The organism is Maribacter aurantiacus (assembly GCF_005780245.1).
Lineage (GTDB): Bacteria > Bacteroidota > Bacteroidia > Flavobacteriales > Flavobacteriaceae > Maribacter > Maribacter flavus.
In genome coordinates this window covers 86,741-106,283 of the sequence record NZ_VBUK01000004.1, presented here as the reverse complement: position 1 = coordinate 106,283, position 19,543 = coordinate 86,741, and the positions used below count along the sequence as shown (strand labels likewise).

The 19,543-nt window shown below is 41.5% G+C and carries 15 protein-coding genes and 1 tRNA gene; 9 read left to right on the top strand and 7 right to left on the bottom strand.

Annotation, left to right across the window (positions count from 1 at the left end):
- Nucleotides 1–20: 20 nt before the first annotated feature.
- Nucleotides 21–1,643, bottom strand: coding sequence for an alkaline phosphatase PhoX (locus tag FEK29_RS08970; RefSeq protein ID WP_161595338.1), 1,623 nt, complete (start codon nucleotides 1,641–1,643; stop codon nucleotides 21–23).
- A 160-nt stretch (nucleotides 1,644–1,803) separates the two neighbouring features.
- The gene (locus tag FEK29_RS08965) at nucleotides 1,804–2,940 is read right to left on the bottom strand and encodes a Gfo/Idh/MocA family protein (RefSeq protein WP_138258091.1); all 1,137 of its coding nucleotides are present in this window, start codon (nucleotides 2,938–2,940) and stop codon (nucleotides 1,804–1,806) included.
- A 224-nt stretch (nucleotides 2,941–3,164) separates the two neighbouring features.
- Between FEK29_RS08965 and FEK29_RS08960 the strand changes: the two genes are divergently transcribed.
- The gene (locus tag FEK29_RS08960) at nucleotides 3,165–4,655 is read left to right on the top strand and encodes a S10 family peptidase (protein ID WP_138258090.1); all 1,491 of its coding nucleotides are present in this window, start codon (nucleotides 3,165–3,167) and stop codon (nucleotides 4,653–4,655) included.
- Here the strand turns inward: FEK29_RS08960 and FEK29_RS08955 are convergent.
- Nucleotides 4,652–5,110, bottom strand: a complete 459-nt coding sequence (locus FEK29_RS08955) for a hypothetical protein (RefSeq protein WP_193554884.1) — start codon at nucleotides 5,108–5,110, stop codon at nucleotides 4,652–4,654. The genes FEK29_RS08960 and FEK29_RS08955 overlap by 4 nt on opposite strands.
- A 182-nt stretch (nucleotides 5,111–5,292) precedes the next feature.
- Between FEK29_RS08955 and FEK29_RS08950 the strand changes: the two genes are divergently transcribed.
- Genes FEK29_RS08950 through FEK29_RS08940 form a run of 3 tightly spaced genes read left to right on the top strand, consistent with a single transcriptional unit; the run spans nucleotide 5,293 to nucleotide 8,167 of the window.
- Nucleotides 5,293–5,760 (top strand): hypothetical protein, encoded by a 468-nt coding sequence (locus tag FEK29_RS08950; RefSeq protein ID WP_138258089.1) that lies wholly within the window; start codon nucleotides 5,293–5,295, stop codon nucleotides 5,758–5,760.
- Between the two features lie 7 nt (nucleotides 5,761–5,767).
- Entirely contained in the window at nucleotides 5,768–6,457 is a 690-nt protein-coding gene (locus FEK29_RS08945) for an SGNH/GDSL hydrolase family protein (RefSeq protein ID WP_138258088.1), read from the top strand.
- A gap of 3 nt (nucleotides 6,458–6,460) precedes the next feature.
- Complete coding sequence (locus FEK29_RS08940) at nucleotides 6,461–8,167, top strand: phytoene desaturase family protein (protein ID WP_138258087.1); 1,707 nt, start codon at nucleotides 6,461–6,463, stop codon at nucleotides 8,165–8,167.
- Here the strand turns inward: FEK29_RS08940 and FEK29_RS08935 are convergent.
- Nucleotides 8,164–9,036, bottom strand: a complete 873-nt coding sequence (locus FEK29_RS08935; protein WP_138258086.1) for a phytanoyl-CoA dioxygenase family protein — start codon at nucleotides 9,034–9,036, stop codon at nucleotides 8,164–8,166. The genes FEK29_RS08940 and FEK29_RS08935 overlap by 4 nt on opposite strands.
- Before the next feature lie 75 nt (nucleotides 9,037–9,111).
- Here FEK29_RS08935 and FEK29_RS08930 point away from each other — a divergent pair, with 75 nt between their 5' ends.
- Together FEK29_RS08930 and FEK29_RS08925 are read left to right on the top strand one after the other, a co-directional pair.
- On the top strand, nucleotides 9,112–9,543 hold the full coding sequence (locus FEK29_RS08930) for a YybH family protein (protein WP_138258085.1): 432 nt from the start codon (nucleotides 9,112–9,114) through the stop codon (nucleotides 9,541–9,543).
- Nucleotides 9,544–9,689: 146 nt separating this feature from the next.
- The gene (locus FEK29_RS08925; protein WP_138258084.1) at nucleotides 9,690–11,249 is read left to right on the top strand and encodes a M28 family peptidase; all 1,560 of its coding nucleotides are present in this window, start codon (nucleotides 9,690–9,692) and stop codon (nucleotides 11,247–11,249) included.
- 171 nt (nucleotides 11,250–11,420) lie between these two features.
- On the opposite strand, the gene FEK29_RS08920 is transcribed toward FEK29_RS08925, so the two are convergent.
- Nucleotides 11,421–11,496, bottom strand: a tRNA-His gene (locus tag FEK29_RS08920).
- Between the two features lie 344 nt (nucleotides 11,497–11,840).
- Between FEK29_RS08920 and FEK29_RS08915 the strand changes: the two genes are divergently transcribed.
- Both FEK29_RS08915 and FEK29_RS08910 read left to right on the top strand, forming a co-directional pair.
- Complete coding sequence (locus FEK29_RS08915; protein ID WP_161595337.1) at nucleotides 11,841–13,790, top strand: tetratricopeptide repeat-containing sensor histidine kinase; 1,950 nt, start codon at nucleotides 11,841–11,843, stop codon at nucleotides 13,788–13,790.
- Nucleotides 13,791–14,065: 275 nt separating this feature from the next.
- Nucleotides 14,066–16,087, top strand: coding sequence for a tetratricopeptide repeat-containing sensor histidine kinase (locus FEK29_RS08910; RefSeq protein WP_240042706.1), 2,022 nt, complete (start codon nucleotides 14,066–14,068; stop codon nucleotides 16,085–16,087).
- Here FEK29_RS08910 and bshB1 read toward each other — a convergent pair.
- Both bshB1 and FEK29_RS08900 read right to left on the bottom strand, forming a co-directional pair.
- Nucleotides 16,084–16,800 carry a bacillithiol biosynthesis deacetylase BshB1 gene (bshB1, locus tag FEK29_RS08905; protein ID WP_138258082.1) on the bottom strand — a complete coding sequence of 239 codons (717 nt, stop codon included), beginning with the start codon at nucleotides 16,798–16,800 and terminating at the stop codon, nucleotides 16,084–16,086. The two genes, FEK29_RS08910 and bshB1, sit on opposite strands and share 4 nt — an antisense overlap.
- A 31-nt stretch (nucleotides 16,801–16,831) precedes the next feature.
- The gene (locus FEK29_RS08900; RefSeq protein ID WP_138258081.1) at nucleotides 16,832–18,004 is read right to left on the bottom strand and encodes a trans-sulfuration enzyme family protein; all 1,173 of its coding nucleotides are present in this window, start codon (nucleotides 18,002–18,004) and stop codon (nucleotides 16,832–16,834) included.
- A gap of 207 nt (nucleotides 18,005–18,211) precedes the next feature.
- Here FEK29_RS08900 and FEK29_RS08895 point away from each other — a divergent pair, with 207 nt between their 5' ends.
- A complete protein-coding gene (locus FEK29_RS08895; protein ID WP_138258080.1) occupies nucleotides 18,212–19,501 on the top strand; it encodes a M14 family metallopeptidase in 1,290 nt (429 codons plus the stop codon).
- Nucleotides 19,502–19,543 lie beyond the last annotated feature (42 nt).

Here is a 19,543-nt window from a genome sequence, read left to right as displayed (position 1 = left end):
GAATAAAATTCTAAATCCTATTATCTAGGTAAGCCTGTTACTCTAAAAAGGAAGGAACCTTCCAAGGTAGCACTGGATTCATCGATGGCCGTTGGATCCACAAACTTCAAACCGTCCGCACGTACCGCTGTATCAGGTGTATCGCTAAAGCTCCATCCATGTACCTGTGCACCGCCCATGAACGTTGGCTCGGAAGCGCCAATAATATCGGTTACATCAATAAGACCGGTTATTTCCCACATATCGGTAGTAGTTCCCAAACCTAATCCTGCCGCAACGGTCTGGTTACACTCCATGACCTCTACAAAGGCACCTGTATTCAAATCCAATTGCCATAGTTTTGCAAATCCGGAAATATCGGCATTCAAAGAAGCATAACCGTTGGGGTCTTCTTGGATATAGGCATAGTTTTCGGTTACCAAAATATTATCGGGCGAATGCATCCCATCACCTTTTCCGCCTTCCAGGTCACCATCCACCACAACGGTCAATTTGGCGTCACCGGTAGGATTATCTGGATTGAGTTCCAATTTATATACCCTACCAAATCCGGTCCCTCTCAAGTTAAGGTCCGGGTTATCGCCCCGAATCCTTCCGGTGGCATTGAAATAAACTTCCCTGTTGGCCTGGGCAGAACCCTTTCTCCAGTCAATATCCTCAATTCGCTGAAAGCCTATCGCAGATGAATCGATGGCCTCTTGGTTCAATTCGGCCAAGGTCCTTTCCGTAACTTCTACCCATTCAACATCGTACTCGATGTCTTCGGCCATTCCCATTTCAAACAATTGTCCACCTGCACCAGGTGCGGTTTCCACCGGGTTTTTCCCCCTCAATACATATAATTTTCCACCATACAAATCTCCTCTGGAACCTACGTACATTCCAAAATGTGCTTGTGGATAGGTATTATTACTATCATCATCTCCCATAAACACAACGGTTTGGGACGGATAGGCATCCTTACCGATTACCACGGCATTTTCCGTGGACCACTCGCCCATAGCTGGAAGTCTTTCGGCCTCTACCCTATTTTCTGCGGCCCTAAAAGGATTTACTTTGTAGACGCCTTTGGCGTTTCCTCCCCATTCACCGCCGGAAAGGTACAAAGGCCCAAATCCATGTTCCTCAACGGTTACCGAAGAACCGGAACACATGGCGGTAAAGGCAGTGGCCGTTGAATTGACGATGTAATCCCCTTCCATGGGCTCTAAATTCGAGTTCATTCGGATTCGGGCAATGGAATAATCGGCCTCCAGATTGTTGATAAATGCGTACGTACCATCTCCATAGGGATACAAAGCGGCACCGTCCATATAAGAACCGTATACAAAGGTGGAATCCGATGCTAAGATATCAGCGGAAGAAAGAATCATTTTTAGATTGGCGGAACTTGCAAAAGATCCTTTCAATTCAAAAACATCATTAGGCACTACAGAACTGGTCAAAGGTACCATTTCCTCAATGGTAAGGTCCTGTCCGTCCTCGCCATCCTGACCATCTACCCCATCCCTTCCGTCAACACCGTCGATGCCGTCACGACCGTCCATACCATCGATTCCATCCTCCGGATTACAACTAACGGCCGCAATCCCAAGCAGGGAAAGTGCACAGATTTTAAACAATACATTTTTTGATTTTTTCATTTTCGTTACAGTTTTCAGGTTATGAATAGTCCAAAACTATAACGGGTACCTTGTTATAAGGTGTCCTTAAAATTAGGAATGTATTACGATTAGTTTTCCTAAATGTTAGGGCTTTAATTTAATGTAAATTCACCGTTTATAAATTCATTGTAAGTTGGTTTCAGCCAACGATGCCCATATTGCCCAAATCCAAGGTTTGTTTCTTACCGCCTTCCGCAATAGACCTGTAGATGGCCTCCACAATGATCATGTCCCTCTTCCCCATTTCCCCAGGGGCAACATTTGGTGTTCCCATGAGTATGTGTTTGGCAAAATCGTCCATTTGAAGAGCCTGCTGCCTTTGATGTGGAAAACTGATGACGTTTCCGTTGGATGTTCTACCGCTGATGGGCCCATAGCTATGGGCAGGATCCAATTCAAACCAACCATTGCTGCAATGTGATTTTAGCCGATTTCCATTGGCATTATGGGAGGTCATCATATGGGCGACGGCACCATTTGGAAATTCAAATTGGGCCGTTATGGTTTCGTCCGTATCCTTAAAATAATCGGGTCTGGTACTAAATTCCTGTGCTGAAACCGATGAAGGGTTTGACCCACATCCGTAAATACTGGTCTGTATGGAATAAACGCCCATGTTCATCAAGGCACCTCCGCCGGATAATTCCTTATTGAGTCGCCATTGATCCGGATTCCCATTGGAAATATATCCTGCATCCGAAGAAACAAAATGAACATTCCCAAATGTCTTTTCGGCTACATATTTTTTTACTTCCTTCGTATACGGGTCGGACTGCATTCGATAGCCAACTGAAAGTTTCACACCGGCCTTGTTACAGGCATCGATGATGGCATCACATTCGGCCACACTAATGGCCATGGGTTTTTCGCAGATAACATGTTTCCCTGCCTTTGCTGCACGAATGCTAAAATCTGCATGCATGCTGTTTGGTAGCACCACATATACGATATCAATATCCTCGTTATTGGCAATAGTATCAAAATTGTCATAATTATAGGTGTTCTCCTTTGGTATCCCGTATTTATCTTGCCAAACTTGTTCCTTTTCCTTAGTTCCAGTAACGATGCCCGCCAGATAACAGTGCTCCGTATCTTGCAACGACGGAGCCAATTGATACGTACTGTAGCTGCCGAGGCCCACTAGGGCCACGCCCAATTTTTTATTTTCATTTTTTGCGCTTTGGCCACAGGCCAGACTGGTACTGCCCAATAATGCCGTGGCCGTTATTCCTTTTCCAAGGGTCCATCCAAAGTCGCGACGAGTGAATGTTTTCATGCGTTTAAAATTTGGTCAATAGTTCGATTCTTAAAAATTTCCTTTTACATAGGTCTTTAACTTACTGTAACAAAACCCTCGATGAGGGTTTCATTTCCTTCCTTTAATGATTAATCAATTTGATACACTTTTAAATATACTAAGAATAAAGTTGAATTTTGGATCGTGTAAAAAGAGATATATACATATAATGGTTATTTTTAGGGGCCTAATTCAGAGAACATATGAAACGATTACTTTTACCAACCATCCTAGTTTTACTATTTCACTTTCAATCCAAGGCCCAGGGAAGGGAACTTCCGGTCGATACGGTAGTTACCACCCAACATAGCGTTGTCATAAACGGGACTTCCATTGATTACACCGCAAAAACGGGAACGCAGCCCGTTTGGGACGAAAATGGCGATCCCATTGCCTCCTTGCATTATACCTATTATACCCGTAACAATGTCAAGGACCGTGCGGCCAGACCTTTGTTGATTTCGTTTAACGGCGGGCCTGGTTCCGGTTCCGTATGGATGCATTTGGCCTATACAGGCCCCCGAATATTGAACATTGATGACGAGGGATATCCCGTGCAACCCTATGGGGTTAAAGAAAACCCTTATTCCGTTTTGGATGTAACCGATGTGGTCTACGTAAATCCCGCGAACACCGGGTATTCCAGAACGATTCCGGAAACTGGCGATAAAGTGGACCGTAAAAAGTTCTTTGGTATCAATGCCGATATCAAATACCTCGCAGAATGGCTGAACACCTTTGTTACCCGACACAACAGATGGCGCTCCCCAAAGTACCTCATTGGGGAAAGTTATGGTGGTCCTCGTGTAATGGGCCTTTCCCTGGAATTGCAAAATGCACAATGGATGTACTTGAACGGGGTGATCTTGGTCTCGCCCGCCGATTATAAAATCATCAGAAATTCCGGACCCGTTGCCGAGGCGATGAACCTGCCTTACTATACGGCGGCTGCATGGCATCATAAGGCATTACCTTCGGCATTGCAAAACAAGGATTTACTTGAAATTTTACCCGAATCCGAGGAATATACAATCAATACTTTAATCCCTGCCTTGGCCAAAGGCGGGTTTATACCGAATACGGAAAGGTCTACGGTTGCCGAAAAAATGGCCTATTACTCCGGATTGGAAGCGAAAGATATTCTGGACCAGAATTTATCCGTTCCAACTTCTTTCTTTTGGAAAAACCTCTTGAAGGAAAAAGGGGGATATACCGTTGGGCGATTGGATTCCAGGTATTTGGGAATGGACAAACAATTAATGGGCATGCGACCCGATTATAATTCCGAAATTACTTCCTGGCTGCACAGTTTTACACCGGCCATTAATTACTATCTACAGGAAGAACTTAAATTTAAGACAGACATTAAATACAATATGTTCGGTCCCGTACATCCATGGGACAACTCAGATGAAAATACCCGGGAGAACCTAAGACAGGCCATGGCCCAAAATCCCTATTTGAACGTGATGGTACAATCCGGATATTACGATGGCGCCACTACGTATTTCAATGCAAAATATCTTATGTGGCAAGTGGACCCCAGTGGTAGAATGAAAGACCGATTCAGTTTTAAGGGGTATCGTTCCGGTCATATGATGTACCTTCGTAAGGAGGACTTACAAAAGGCCAATGATGACATTCGTGAATTCATCAAAAACACGCAAGCAAACGGCAAAAGTGCAAAATACTAGTATTCGCCGCTGAGAACACTTGGCGAAATAGCCAAAACGGAAAGCGAGGTAGCTGGGGAAATGAAATCCATTGGATAATAATCATGTTCAATTTTAAATCCAATGGCCTCTCTATAAAGTTGCGCTCGCTTTCTTTTTTTCTTTTGTTTGAAAACATCGATGGTGACACCTACACTAACACCACCAAGGACGGTCGCCAATAGATCGGAATTGTCCCAACCACCGTATTGGTTCTGGTCGATACCCTCCTTTGCAAGACCTATTAGTAAGCTTCCGCCAATTGATCCTGCGAAGGTCCATGCCCTGTTTCCATCCGAAATCTGGTTCGCCAAACCTGCACCAACCATACCAAAAAGGTTACCGCCCACAAAATGAAGCACCTTGTCCTCACCAATTTGGGAGTATCCTTTAACTGCAAAGCATGCCGCAAGGCAAAATAATAATACTGTTCTCATACCACGCAAATATATTGAAAGCATTGGTTTGTTGCGGTTTTTTATCCGATAATCAAAAAGTACATACTTCCCCAGGGCTTCACAAATCACCTTTGACCTTACTAGTGTACCAAAATCTATCCCGAATCACTTTACATAAAAACTATAGTTTAAAATAGTATCTTAGGGCTTTATTCAACGTCTTGGAGATTAAAAGCTATTTAAGGACAAATAAAATAATTCACCTGGCCTTGGTGGCCGGTGTTTCGGTTTTTCTGCTACTTTCCTATCTAGGTTCAGGGGAATTTAACGCCCAAATGGATGAATCAAATCCATTTTTATACCTCGTTCCCATTACGGCCGTCGCAGGTTATTTTGGGAGTCAGTTTATTTTTAGAAATCAGATTTCTGCCATAGATAAAACGATGCCTTTGGAGGAAAAATTGAAAAGGTACCAGTCCGCATCGATCGTTAAGTATGCCTTATTGGAGGGCCCCGCTTTTTTGGCCATAGTCGGGTATAATACATCCGGTAATGCCTTGCCTTTGGTCATAGCCGTGTGTTTGGTCCTGTACTTGGCCGTTCAACGGCCAAACCTACAAAAGCTCTTGGATACGCTTCCTTTGACATCGGACGAAAAAAGAATACTTCAACACAATCACTATCAATAACGTACAAATGAAAAATTTCAAGGTTTTGCTTATGGGAATCCTCGCCACTTTTTTATCCCAGCACACGGTTTTAGCTCAGGATTGGGCCAACTTAAAAATGTTCCAAGAGGCCAATGGATCTTTGGAAGCCCCCAAAGAAAATGAAGACAGGGTCGTTTTCATGGGCAATTCCATCACCATTGGTTGGCTGAATTCCAGACCGGAATTCTTTGAGGGAAAACCGTATGTGAACAGGGGCATTAGTGGACAGACCACGCCCCAGATGCTGATTCGCTTTCGGCAGGATGTGGTGGACCTTCATCCAAAGGTGGTGGTCATCCTTGCCGGAACCAATGATATTGCCGGGAACACGGGACCGTCCACCTTGGAAATGATCATGGACAACATCAAGGGCATGGCAGAAATTGCACACGCCAATGATATTAAGGTGGTACTATCATCTACCTTGCCAGCGTATGATTATCCTTGGAAACCAGGGATGGAACCCGCCGGAAAAATAGTGGCACTTAACAAAATGATAAAGGCCTATGCTGAAGAAAAAGGGCATTTCTATCTTGATTATTTCTCGCAAATGGCGGATGAAAGGAACGGATTGCCAAAAAAATATGCCGATGATGAGGTCCACCCCACCGTTGAAGGATATAAGGTCATGGAGCCTTTAGTGGAGGAAGCCATTCAGAAAGCCTTGAATAAATAGCCCTTGAAAAAAAAGGACTTACAAGAGGATATATCGACCCAAAACTGGGACAGCATCGTCATAGGTTCAGGTGCTGGGGGGCTGACCACCGCTTTATGCCTTGCAAGGGCCGGACAGAAAGTCCTATTGTTGGAACAACACGACGTACCCGGTGGATGGTGCCATAGTTTTTATCTGGAGGGACACCGATTTACTCCGGGTGTACATTACATTGGATTGGTAGGTGAAGGTGAATCTACCAGTAATTTGTACAAAGGTTTGGGCATTGCCAATGATTTGGTGTTTTTTAGGATGAATCCCGATGCTTATGAACATGTGCGTATTGGAAACCACCGATTTGATTTTCCCGATAATCCCGAAGAACTTGAAAACCGATTGATTGACAGATTTCCGAAGGAAAAAAAAAGAATCAAAAAATACCTAAAGCTAATCCGACTGGCAAGCGAGGAACTCTACACGTTACCTTACATAAAGGGTTTTTGGAAAAAATTGACCATTCCGTACAGAACCCGGCATTTTGGCAAATACGGTTTGTTCAGTCTCAAAAGGGTCATAAATTGGCATATCAGAGACCCACTTTTAAAAAATGTCCTAAATATTCAATGCGGCGACCACGGGGTGCAGCCAAGGAAGGCTGCATTTATTTTACATGCCGCTTTGATGTACCACTATTTTAAAGGAGGATACTATCCCATGGGTGGCGGAGGTGCCTTGGTAAAATCAATGACCAATAAATTCAAGGAATATGGAGGTGTCCTTAAAACTTCCACCTCCGTTAAAAAAATACTGATCGAAGGCGAAACGAACAAGAAAGCTACCGGAGTGGAGCTTGCCGATGGAAGGCAAATTTTCGGGAAGCATATTGTTTCCAATGCGGATGTCGGCATCACGTACAACCAACTCATCGGGAAGCAGCACCTAAGCCAAAAGCTTCAAAAAAAATTGGAAAAAACGGTCTATTCATGCACTTCGCTCATGTTGTTTTTGACGGTGGATATGGATGTGCGAAAGGCCGGTTTGGACTCCGGAAATATTTGGGTTTTACCGGATAGGGATATGGATGATTACTATGACAGCATAATGAAATCGGACCTTCAAAAGGTCGGATTTTTCGAGGCGCTTTTCGTGAGCTGTACCACCTTGAAAGACCCTACAAGTTTTGATGGAAAGCACCATTGCCTGGAAGTAATCACCTTTATAGACTACAGGACATTTGAGCCTTTTGCGGAGGAAAGTGCCGAACGGTCGGAAAAATACCTCCGGTTTAAGGAGGAACTCACCAAAAAAATGGTTTTGGGCTTGGAAAAAGTGGTCCCAAATATCAGCAAGCACATCGTCCACCAAGAATTGGGCACCCCAATTACCAACGAATATTACATCAATACAACAAGAGGAAATGTCTACGGAACAGAAAAAAGCCTAAAGCATATTGGACCTTTTGCATACAAATCCAAAAGTGAGATAGAAAACCTATATCTATGCGGTGCCAGTATTTTATCGCACGGTGTGGCCGGGGCAAGCCATTCTGGGGTAAATACGGCAGCGGTTATTCTAGGATGCCACGCCGATGAACTAAAAGAACCCCAGGAAGGGCAGGAATTGCTCATTTTGGAGGCCGAAGACACTCCCAATAACTACCCGGAGGAGATACAAAAGAAAATCAGGCTACGACAAAAAAGGACGCAGGAAAAATCAAAAAGCTTGGCCTAACCAAAAAGCAACGGAAAAAACTTACCCTCCATTTTCTGCCCCTTTGAAATAGGCGGGACACCCTTTAAGAGTTCATCATTGGTATTGCTTACCGTACCATCAGCAAAAACGTTTAGGACAAAGGCCCTTCGAGGCCTATTCGATTTGTTTTCATAGGAACCATGTACCATTAAGGGATGGTGAAAAGTGGCATAGCCCTTCTTCAAGGGAATGGGAACAGGGTTAAATTCCCTGCGCTGATCTTCGGTCAAATAGTCCAAAAGCCCCTCCATGTTTCCGGCAAGTTCAGGGGCATCCAGCAACCCCCAATTGTGGCTTTTTGGAACATAATACAAGCACCCGTTTTCTTCGGTGGCATCGTCCAGACCTGTCCAACAGGTTAAATGTTGCATGGCCACGGTGCGTGTCCAATACGAGTAGTCCTGGTGCCAGGCCACTACCCCACCGTGCTTTGCAGGTTTATAAAAAAGCTGGTCGTGCCAAAAACGAACCGCCCTATTTCCCAACAATTGATAGGCCGCCATTACAAACGCCGGATTCCATAGAACATCATGAAAGCCTTCCGTAATCCTCCAATGCCCAAGGGAATGAAACAATACGGAATCCTGGTCCTTGGATTCGTTACTGTGAAATTCGTAAAAAAGCGAGTGTGCAGGATGTTTTGGATCCATAAGCTCGTCCAATTCCTTTTGCAAGTGTAAAATTTGCCCTTCGTCCAACAGTTTGATACCGGATACATATCCATATTCCTCGTAATGGGTCAATTGGGCTTCGGATAGTTTATAAGCCTCCCATTCATCTGCTGTTTTGGGGAATTTAAAAAGTTCTGAGATGAGCGAATGTCGCTCTGCCAAATCCCTAATTTGCATCGGTCAAAAATAATAAAGGTTACCCTTAAAGATACTGAATTCTATTTTCTATATTGACGTGTAAATCCAACTATTATGAAGTACTTTTTACTTGCCATCACTCTAGGTATTTTCGTTTCCTGCGCTGAAACTAGTAACGATGCGGAGGACATCTACCAAATCAAAAAAATCTTACATGACCAACAAACTAGCTGGTCCAACGGTGATATTGAGGGTTTTATGGCCGGATACTGGGAGAGCGACTCCCTTAAGTTTTACAGTGGTGCCAAACTTTCCAAGGGCTGGGAGACAACCTTGGAGAATTATAACCTGCGCTATCCTTCAAAAGCACATACGGGCAATTTACAATTTAAAATCGCTGATATTTCCAAAATAAACAAAGATGCCTATTGGGTGATGGGAGAATATCATTTGACCCGGGAGGTTGGGGATGCCAAAGGGACCTTTCTCATTATTTTCAAAAGAATTAATGGGGATTGGAAGATAGTGGCCGATTCATCTTGCTGATCATATTCCATATCCCACTTTTCCTTATTTTTGACAAATTTCACAAAATACCTATGAAACCCTCATCAAGGGATTTGAGTGATTAACTAAATTCCTCTTCCAAAGGAGGCAATTAAAAATCAATATGTTGCATTTAATTTAAACGTATGAGAAAATTAGTTTGGTTGGTGGCGGTCCTTTTGGCCGCATGTAATTCCTCACAGAAGACAGTAAGCACGGAAACCATTTCAAAAGGACCCGTCGACCCTAAAGTCTATGCGGAAACAATAACAGAGGCCGAATTGAAGGAGCATTTGTACATTTACGCTTCCGATGAATTTGAAGGCCGGGAAACCGGACAACCCGGACAAAAAAAGGCCATTGCCTACCTAAAAGCGGAATATGAGAATTTGGAGATTCCTCCCGCCCAGTCCAATGGTGATTACTTTCAGAAAGTACCCATTGAAATCAGCAATATTCCCGTTGGCAAGTTAAGCATCGACACTTCCGATTATCTTTTGGGCGAGCACGTACTTACCTTTTCAAAAGCCCAATCCGGGGACAATGAAATTGTATATGTAGGATACGGTATCGAGGACGATAATTATTCTGACTACCAGGGAATGGACATTGCCGGCAAGTTGGTATTGATGAAAACCGGGGAGCCCATGAACTCGGACGGTACGTACACGATTTCCGGTACCTCTGAAAAATCGATTTGGAGCAACATGTCGGAATCACTTGGAAAACGCTTCCAATTGGCCGAAGACAAGGGAGCTATTGGCGTACTTTACTACGATGCCGATAATTACCCAAGATTTAAAAGTCGGTTCGACTATATGCGAAACAGTAATAGTGGCAGAATGAGCCTTAAGGACCTTCAGGAAAATGACTTTTCAAGTCTGTTTATCGATGGTACGTTGGCAAAAGCGATTTTACCATCTATAGAAACAGACCAAACGCCCAAGGAATTAGACTCAAAAGCAACATTGGCATTTGAAAGTTCCAACGAGGAGGTAGATTCGGAGAACGTAGTGGCATTTATACAGGGAAGCAAGAAACCCAATGAATATATTATCATTTCATCGCATTTGGACCATATAGGAATTACCGAAGAGGGCGAGATCAACAATGGCGCGGACGATGACGGGTCTGGAACCGTGGCGCTCTTGGAAATTGCGGAAGCCTTTAAAAAAGCTCAGGAAGACGGAAATGGACCGAGTAGGTCTGTGGTCTTCTTGCACGTGACCGGAGAAGAAAAGGGCCTTTTGGGTTCTGAATATTATACCGATGTAGAGCCCATTTTTCCCCTAGGCCAGACAGTTGCGAATTTGAACATTGACATGGTGGGAAGAATAGACCCTAAGCGGGATGGGGATAGAAATTATATCTACCTCATTGGTTCCGATAAATTGAGTACGGAACTACATGAGCTTTCCGAGGAAGTGAATTCCAAATACACCCAATTGGAATTGGATTATACCTATAACGATGAAAACGACCCCAATCGATTTTATTACCGAAGCGATCACTACAATTTTGCCAAAAACAACATTCCCATAATTTTCTATTTTAACGGAACACATGACGATTATCACAGGCCTAGTGACACTCCGGACAAAATAAACTATGATTTATTGGAGAACAGAACCCGACTGATTTTCTATACGGCATGGGAATTGGCAAACAGGGCCAATCCCGTTGTTGTCGATAAGGCTTCGGATTAAGGAAGTTTAAGATTTAAGTTAAAGGCCGATAGTTATTATCGGCCTTTTTCTTTTAAAAAGTAAAGACTGGAATCTGGGCATTCCTTGCTCTACACAGGCTTCTTACCCTACATTCAGGATACAAAAAAGCCCCGGACATATCATGTACAGGGCGAGTTTAAAATGCTTTTTGGGTGGAAGACCGGGTTCGAACCGGCGACCTCTGGAACCACAATCCAGCGCTCTAACCAGCTGAGCTACAACCACCATTTATAAGCGGTGGCAAAGGTAATTTTTTTTCTTCTACTTATCAAAAGAAAATCTACTTTAAAATATTGTTGATCGTACAAAAAGATTAAGTTACACTTATATTATCAGGTTTTAATTCAACCATTAAAAACTTGTGCACTAGAGTAAGAGAAATTGACAAATTAATACGATGGTGAATTTACCTTCTAACTGATTTTTTTTATAAAGTAACACTAATCAAAAGCCAATCTATTACAAACTCTATATACGTTCAAGAATAAAATAAAAGTAAAATTTTAGTATTTTTCGTTCACACACGTATCAATATCCATTTAACTATTAAACAGGATGAAAAGTTCAAAAATGCTTAAAACTACATTTCTGTTCCTATTTATTTCCATAGCTGTATACTCACAAAAGATACCTTCCATACTTAAGGACACGATTTATATTTTGGAGCTCAACAAACGAGCGGAAGAACTGCGCTATAGAAAATCGGATTCCATTCAAATAATCGCCTTACAGGCTTTGGAGCTAAGCAAGGAAATCAACTATGAAAGAGGTGTATTGTATTCCACATACAATCTGGCCAGCTACGAGTTGTATCAAGGGAACAGCAAGAAATCCTTGGAAATAAATTTAGGAATTTCAAACCATCCAAGCTTGTCCAAATACCCAGATTTGGGCATAAAAATATATAATGATATTGCCCAAGCCCACTTCATACAATCAGATCATCCAAAGGCCTTTCAAAACTTCCTCATGGCCAATTATTTGGCTGAAAAAACCAAAAATTTAAACGAATTGGTTCGTATTAACAACAATTTGGGTACAATGTTCCTATTATTGGGAGATTATAACGAATCAATGCTTTATTATGACGCTGCAAGAAAAGTTATCGATCAAGAAACGCCAGTTCACATCCATGGTATTATTCTATCAAATCTTGGCTATCTGAATATGCGGAAAAATAATTTGGATAGAGCAAAGGATTATTTAAAGCAAGGTCTTGAACTTGCAAAAAAAACCAACTTTTCAACAATCATTGCGTTCAATTATCTGACTACCGGTGAAGTATTTAGTTTAAATAAGGAATATGACAAAGCATTGGAATTTTATGAAAAAGCCGAAAAGGAATATCAGAAAAGTGGGGATAAAAAAGGTATTTCGGATTTATATTTTGGATTTGCGTCAGTTCATTACGAACTAGGTAATTATGCCCTTTCGAAGGAATTTGCCCTTAAAAGCCTAGATTTATACAAATCCTTTAAATTAAGATCTGGCCTGGAAAAGTGTTCTCGCATACTCTATAAGTTGGCAAAGTATGAAAGTGATTTTGAAGACTCCCTTAAATATTTGGAAAGTGCCGAAGCCTACTCTGACTCCATTTCCAAAGAACAAAATAAGACCAATCTCTCCATGCTAAAGGCAAAGTTGGCCTTTGAGGAGGAAAGGTCAAGACTTGAAGAAACCAATCTGGCCACCATAAATACCCAAAAAAAATACATAGGTTGGTCATTGGTATCACTAATAATGGCAATAGTCGTTATTTTTTTTATTCAGAAATCCAGTAAAAAAAGAAAAAAATTAAATACCATTCTTGCCGACAACGAGCGAGAATTACACCTAACAAATCAAACAAAAGATAAATTGTTTTCCATTGTGGGTCATGATCTTAGAGGTCCTATCATATCGTTGAAGGGTTTGTTGGATGTCTCCCTAAATGAAGAAAATGGTGAAAGTCAGTTCAGGAGATTTGGACCTAAATTACAGAAGGACCTTGAACATATTCATTTTACTTTGGACAACCTTTTGAATTGGGGTCAAACACAAATGAAGGGATCAAGTATGGTACCAAGAAATCTTCTAGCACGAAATGAAGTCGAAGATATCTCCAAGATTTTTAATGAAAATCTAAAAAACAAAAGAATTAAACTTATCAACTCTATACCAGATAATTTATGTGCCAAAATGGATTTGAACCATTTTGAAATTGTCTTTAGAAATTTAATAAGCAATGCAATTAAATTTTCACATGAAGGCGGAAAAATTTTTATTGATGGAGAAATATCAAAAGACAAGGTGTTGATTAAAGTTAAGGATAACGGTGTTGGCATTAGCGAAGACAATATTAAAAAGATATGGGACTACAAGGAACATTTATCAACTTTTGGTACGAACGACGAAAAAGGTACTGGTCTTGGGCTGATGCTTTGCAAGGAAATGGTCGAAAAAAATAATGGTGATATTTGGGTGGAAAGTGAAATAAATAAGGGCACAACTTTCAAAGTAAGTTTGCGGCCCTGTACTTAATCACCTAAAATTTCCAACTTTAGGATGCATTTTCGTTTTATCTTTAAAGGCTTTACTTTATTAGTAATATAAATAATATTTAGATGTAGAAATTTCAAACTATCGATGAATTACATAAATTCAAGATAAAACACATAAAAATTGATAGTTCACAACAAAAAATGAGACATGTGGTAAAGGCATTGTAAATTCACATTTTGTATGAGCAAATTCAGGTGATTTCTAAATTTAAAACCTTTAAGAACTACGACAGCAAAGCCTTTTATATAAGAGGAGTGCTTCTACTATTTATTTTCTTTACTTATGGTGCACTTGCCCAAATGTCTTATAAGGATTCCCTATTGATTGGAATTTCAAAGTTTCAAAACTCCTCCAAAGAAAATACTGAGTATGTAGAATTGTTATTGGAATTAGGTCTAGAGCAGCGGTATTTCAATCTGGACAGCCTTAAATTACTATCAGAGGAAGGGCTTAGAATAAGTGAGAAAATAGGCTATGAAATCGGTAAGGCAAATGCTTACCTAGGTTTAGGAACATTTTATTCAGACAAGGGCAAATATGATGAGTCCTTGGGCAACTTGCAAAAGGCCTTGGATATCAGTTTTGTTGAAAAGGACGATACCTTACGCTTAACAATTCTCAATACCATAGGCGAACAATTTGACTATAAGGGTGATTATGACCTTGCCCTAAGCAAATACCTTGAATGCATTGAACTGGCAGAATATCTTGAAAATCAAAAGATGTTATCCATAATCAACGAAAATATTGCCAACCTCTATATTTCCCAAAAGGATTTTGAAGAAGGTATGTTCTATTATGAAAAGGTCAAAAAAATCAACGAAAAAATAGGAGATGCAATCATCATGGCTGAAACCATGAGCAATATGGCCTCGGCCTATGCCGATATGGGAAAATTGGAACTTGCCATGTTCAATATAAATAGTGCCATAAAAACCTTTGAGGATAACAGAATCAGGGATTGGCTCGCCTATGCATACCAGGTAAAAGGTAAAGTGTACTTAAAACAGCAGAAGAATAAATGGGCCTTATATTGGTATGCTCAAAGTGAAATCCTTCACGATAGGTTAGACGATTTAAGGGAGGAAATACAGCTTTTGACGGGAATGGCAAAAGCGCATCTGAAATTGGGAAATGATAGTATATCAACAATATATGCACAGCAGGCTTACGACCATTCCTTAAATCTGGATGTTTTATCAGGAATAGAGGAAGGTGCTGAATTATTGTATGAAATATACAAGAATAAAGGCGACTATAAAATGGCCCTAGAGTACCATGAAATTTTCAATGAGATTTCCGGAAAAATTTCCAGAAAGGAAAGTAAAAAGGGACTTACGATGTTAAAAACCAAAATAGCGTATGAGAGGCAGAAGGAGCAGTTAATCCTTGAAAATAAGGAGGCTTTGGCCAAACAGAAGAACTATGTATATGCCACCTTAATTGTTTTAATAATATTCTTGTTCATAACAGCCCTAATTAAACGTAATGCTAAAATTCAGAAGGAGTTGAATAAGGAACTTATTTTAAAACAAGAAGATTTAGAAAGAAAGGAAAAGTATTTGTACGAGGTCGACCAGACCAAGAACAAGCTTTTTTCAATCATTGGTCATGACCTCAGAGGCCCCATTGGAGCATTCCAAGAGCTGATCAAATTGTTTAAGGAAGGTGACATGTCCAAGGAAGAGTTTTTAGGCTTTGTACCCAAATTGAAATCGGATATAGATAATATCGCCTTTACGCTCAACAATTTACTTTCTTGGGGACAAACCCAAATGAATGGGGCCCATACGAAACCTGGAATCACGGCCATAGAAAGTATAGTTAACGAAAATATAGCCTTGCTTTCAGAAGTAGCAAACAATAAATCCATAAGGCTTATCAACAGAATAGAGTCCAATACACTGACTTGGTGCGATAGTGACCAAATTGATATTGTAATCCGCAACTTGATCAGCAATGCCTTGAAATTCACTCCTAAGGACGGTATGGTAACCATAAGCGCAGCCGAAAAAGCCAGACACTGGGAAATTCTTGTACGCGATAATGGTGTAGGTATGAGCAAGGAAACCATTGGAAAAATATTCGACCAGGCCAATTCCCATACTACCTATGGAACCAATGATGAAAAAGGTACCGGACTTGGTTTGTCACTGTGCAAGGAAATGGTTGAAAAAAATCATGGTAACATTTGGGTGGATAGCTCCATCCACAAAGGATCCAGCTTTTACTTCACCATACCAAAAGCCAAAAAACAATACAAGAAAACGGCCTAAATCAAGGAATCAAGGGAGTCTACGGCCAGCATACGCTCTACGGTAAAACCTTCGGCATAATCCACCCCGATCAATCTGCCCAAATCTTGAGCCCTGTAGCGCACACTTTCAATAAAGGTCTTGCTACTGATGGGCGTCTCCGGCTCCTTGCTCTTTGGGTCATGGAACTGGGAGGAATACGCCAAAATGGCTTCTGTTTTCTTTCCCATGAATAGGCTTATATCCACTGCGAAATCAGGTATCAGGTTTTTCCATTGGATATAATGATATACCAATTTTGGACGCCACTTTTCTTGAACCTTACCATCAAGAAGAGTCTCAATTTTTATAAGTCCGCTTAAAAAGCAGGCATGGCTCACCAATTCACTTCCCTTGGCATGGTCAATATGTCGGTCATTTATGGCATTGCATAGGACTATTTCAGGTCTGTACTTTCGAATCATTTTAATAACCTCCAATTGATGTGCCTCGTCATTTACAAAGAACCCGTCACGAAAGCCTAGGTTCTCCCGGACCAAAACTCCCAAAATGTTTTTGGCATTTTCAGCTTCCTTGTCCCTAATTTCTGCAGTACCCCGAGTTCCCAACTCACCTCGGGTCAAATCCACAATGCCTACCTTTTTGCCTTTGGAGACTTCCTTGGCTATGGTCCCGGCCGCACCAAGTTCAGCATCGTCCGGATGCGCTCCAAATACCAAAATATCTAATTTCATTTATAAGTGCCTTTTTGGATTTTTAAAAATATCAAACGGTCGTTTTAGTCTCTTTCTTGACTTTTTTAATGGCATATTCAATATCCGCAATTAGATCTTCCGGCTCCTCGATTCCTACTGAAAATCGAATCAACCCATCCTTGATGCCTTGTTCTGCCCTTACTTCGGCACTCATCAGGGCATGGCTCGTCTGGGTTGGTGAAAGTACCGTACTTTCCACACCTGCCAAACTCATGGAGGATTTGATTATTTTTAGGGATCTCTGAAAAAGCGAGGCATCCAAATAGGGCTTCAATTCAAAAGAAAGCATTCCCCCAAAGCCTTTCATTTGCCGCTTGGCAAGTTCATGGTCCTTATGGATGGTCAACCCGGGATAATACACTGCATCAATATCCACATGGGCTTCTAGATACTGGGCCATTGCCAAAGCATTTTCGTTTTGGGCCCGGACCCTGAGCCCCATCGTCTTTATACTTCTTTCCAACAACCAAACCGTGTAATCACTAAGGCTACCTCCAAAGTTTTTGGCCAAATGGAATATGCGATGCATATGTTCCTTGGTAGAGGCTACGGCACCCGCACAGATATCCGAATGACCGCCCATGTATTTGGTGGCACTATGAATGACCACGTCGATGCCAAAATCTATCGGATTTTGGTTCACCGGACTGGCAAATGTATTATCGATCATGGAAACGATGCCATGTTTTTTCGCTATGGCGGCCACACCTTCTATATCGGTTATTGTCAACAAGGGATTCGAGGGTGTTTCTATATAAAGCACCTTGGTGTTTTCCCTAATTTCGTTCTCAAAATCCTTAGGCTCCCATCCTTTTGTAAAGGAATAGGAAATACCATATTTATCGAACTCTTCGGTCACCAAATTATAAGTGCCCCCATATAAGGTCTGTTGTAAAACAATGTGGTCCCCTGCCCTAAGGAATGCCAAGAGGGCCGTACTTACCGCAGCCATTCCGCTTCCAAAAATCAAGGCCGACTCCGCATGTTCCAATGCGGCGATCTTTTTACAAAGACCTTCCTGGTTGGGCGTATTAAAATACCTAGGGTATCGCTTAACATCTACATCATCAAACGCATACGAAGTACTCATATACAAGGGGGAAACCGCGCCTTTATATTTGGTATCCTCCAATTCTCCCACGTGTGTACAAATTGTATTCAAGCCTTTACCTCTTTTATCCATTGTTCCTAGTTTAATGAATTGCTAAAGTTACGAAATGAAGGTGAAACTTAGTCGACGCAGTTTACGCGCTTACTCAAGATCAAAACTACTCCCTGAAACACTTTAAGCAAATAAAAGCCGACAAACTTTGGTTCGATTTTTTTAAAATACCTTTCAACCAAAAATAAAATCTGCTAATTTTCTACAATGATTCATATGCCTTACTTTATGAAGACCCAATTACTTGCAATTCTCATCCTTTTTTCGGTAATCATTTCCTGTAAAAATACCGCGACCGTAGTCCCCCAAAAATCAACTTCCGGCTATCAAGGACAAGGTGTCAGCCCTGTCGTGCCTACCGTAAACAGACCGGTACAAAAACAATGGAAGGGCATCTGGTCCATGGAAAATCAAACCTACTTTTCGAACGATTTTGATGGTGCCCGATTGAACGGTGTGGCCGAAGACGGTAACGACCATTACACCATTTGGATAACTGCAGAGAATACGCCCATAAACGTGAGTCCTTGGTATTCCTTCAAAGTTTGGACCGGTAAGCCCAGGGAAATTACCATTAAACTTTCCTATCAGGATTCAAGAAGTAGGTATTATCCCAAAATCAGTTCAGATGGTATCCATTTTAAGGTTTTGGACAGTACCAACTACAAGGTAATAAATCCGGGCGAAGGGGAGTTTGGCATCAAAGCGGCACCCGAGTTTGCTGAAATTACCTTAACCATTGGTAATGAACCCGTTTGGATATCGGCCCAAGAACTTTATACTTCCAAAAGAGTGCAGGAATGGGTAGATTCACTCTCCGTTAAACCCTTCATTACCAATTATGAAATTGGGAAATCCCACGAAAACCGTGCTATCCAGCTCATGGAGATCAAGGAATATCCAAGTACCAAGAAAGCATTGATGATCATCTCCAGACAACACCCGCCGGAAGTTACTGGATTCCTTGTGATGAAATCCTTTATGGAAACCATATCCAGTGATACGGAACAGGCAAAGACTTTCAGGGAAAAGTTTGATATTTTCGCCGTACCGCTTATGAATCCCGATGGCGTGGACAACGGACATTGGCGTCATAACATGGGCGGTATTGACCTGAATCGCGATTGGGAAAATTTCAATCAGCCGGAAACAAGAAGCGTGCGCGATTTTCTGAACAAAAAAAATGAAGAGGGCTACGAATTCGTTTTTGGGGCCGATTTTCACTCAACTTGGGACGATATCTATTATCCAATTGACAGCACGGTCATCGGACAAAAAGGAAAGATCGTTTACGATTGGATCGAAAGCATTTCAACCCGACTCCCTCAAAAAAGAACGAATATTGCTCCCTCTGATAAAATCAAACCGACCATGGTTTCCAGAAATTACTTTTATGTACACCATGGCATGCCGGCCATCGTTTTTGAACTGGGCGATAACACGCCCCGGGATTTTCTAAAGGAGAAAGGAAAGGTTGCCGCTGAGGAGATAATGCGGTTGTTGTTGGAGAAGGAATAGTTGTTGGTTGTTCGAAATGGATTTTTGTAAATTTTATAATTA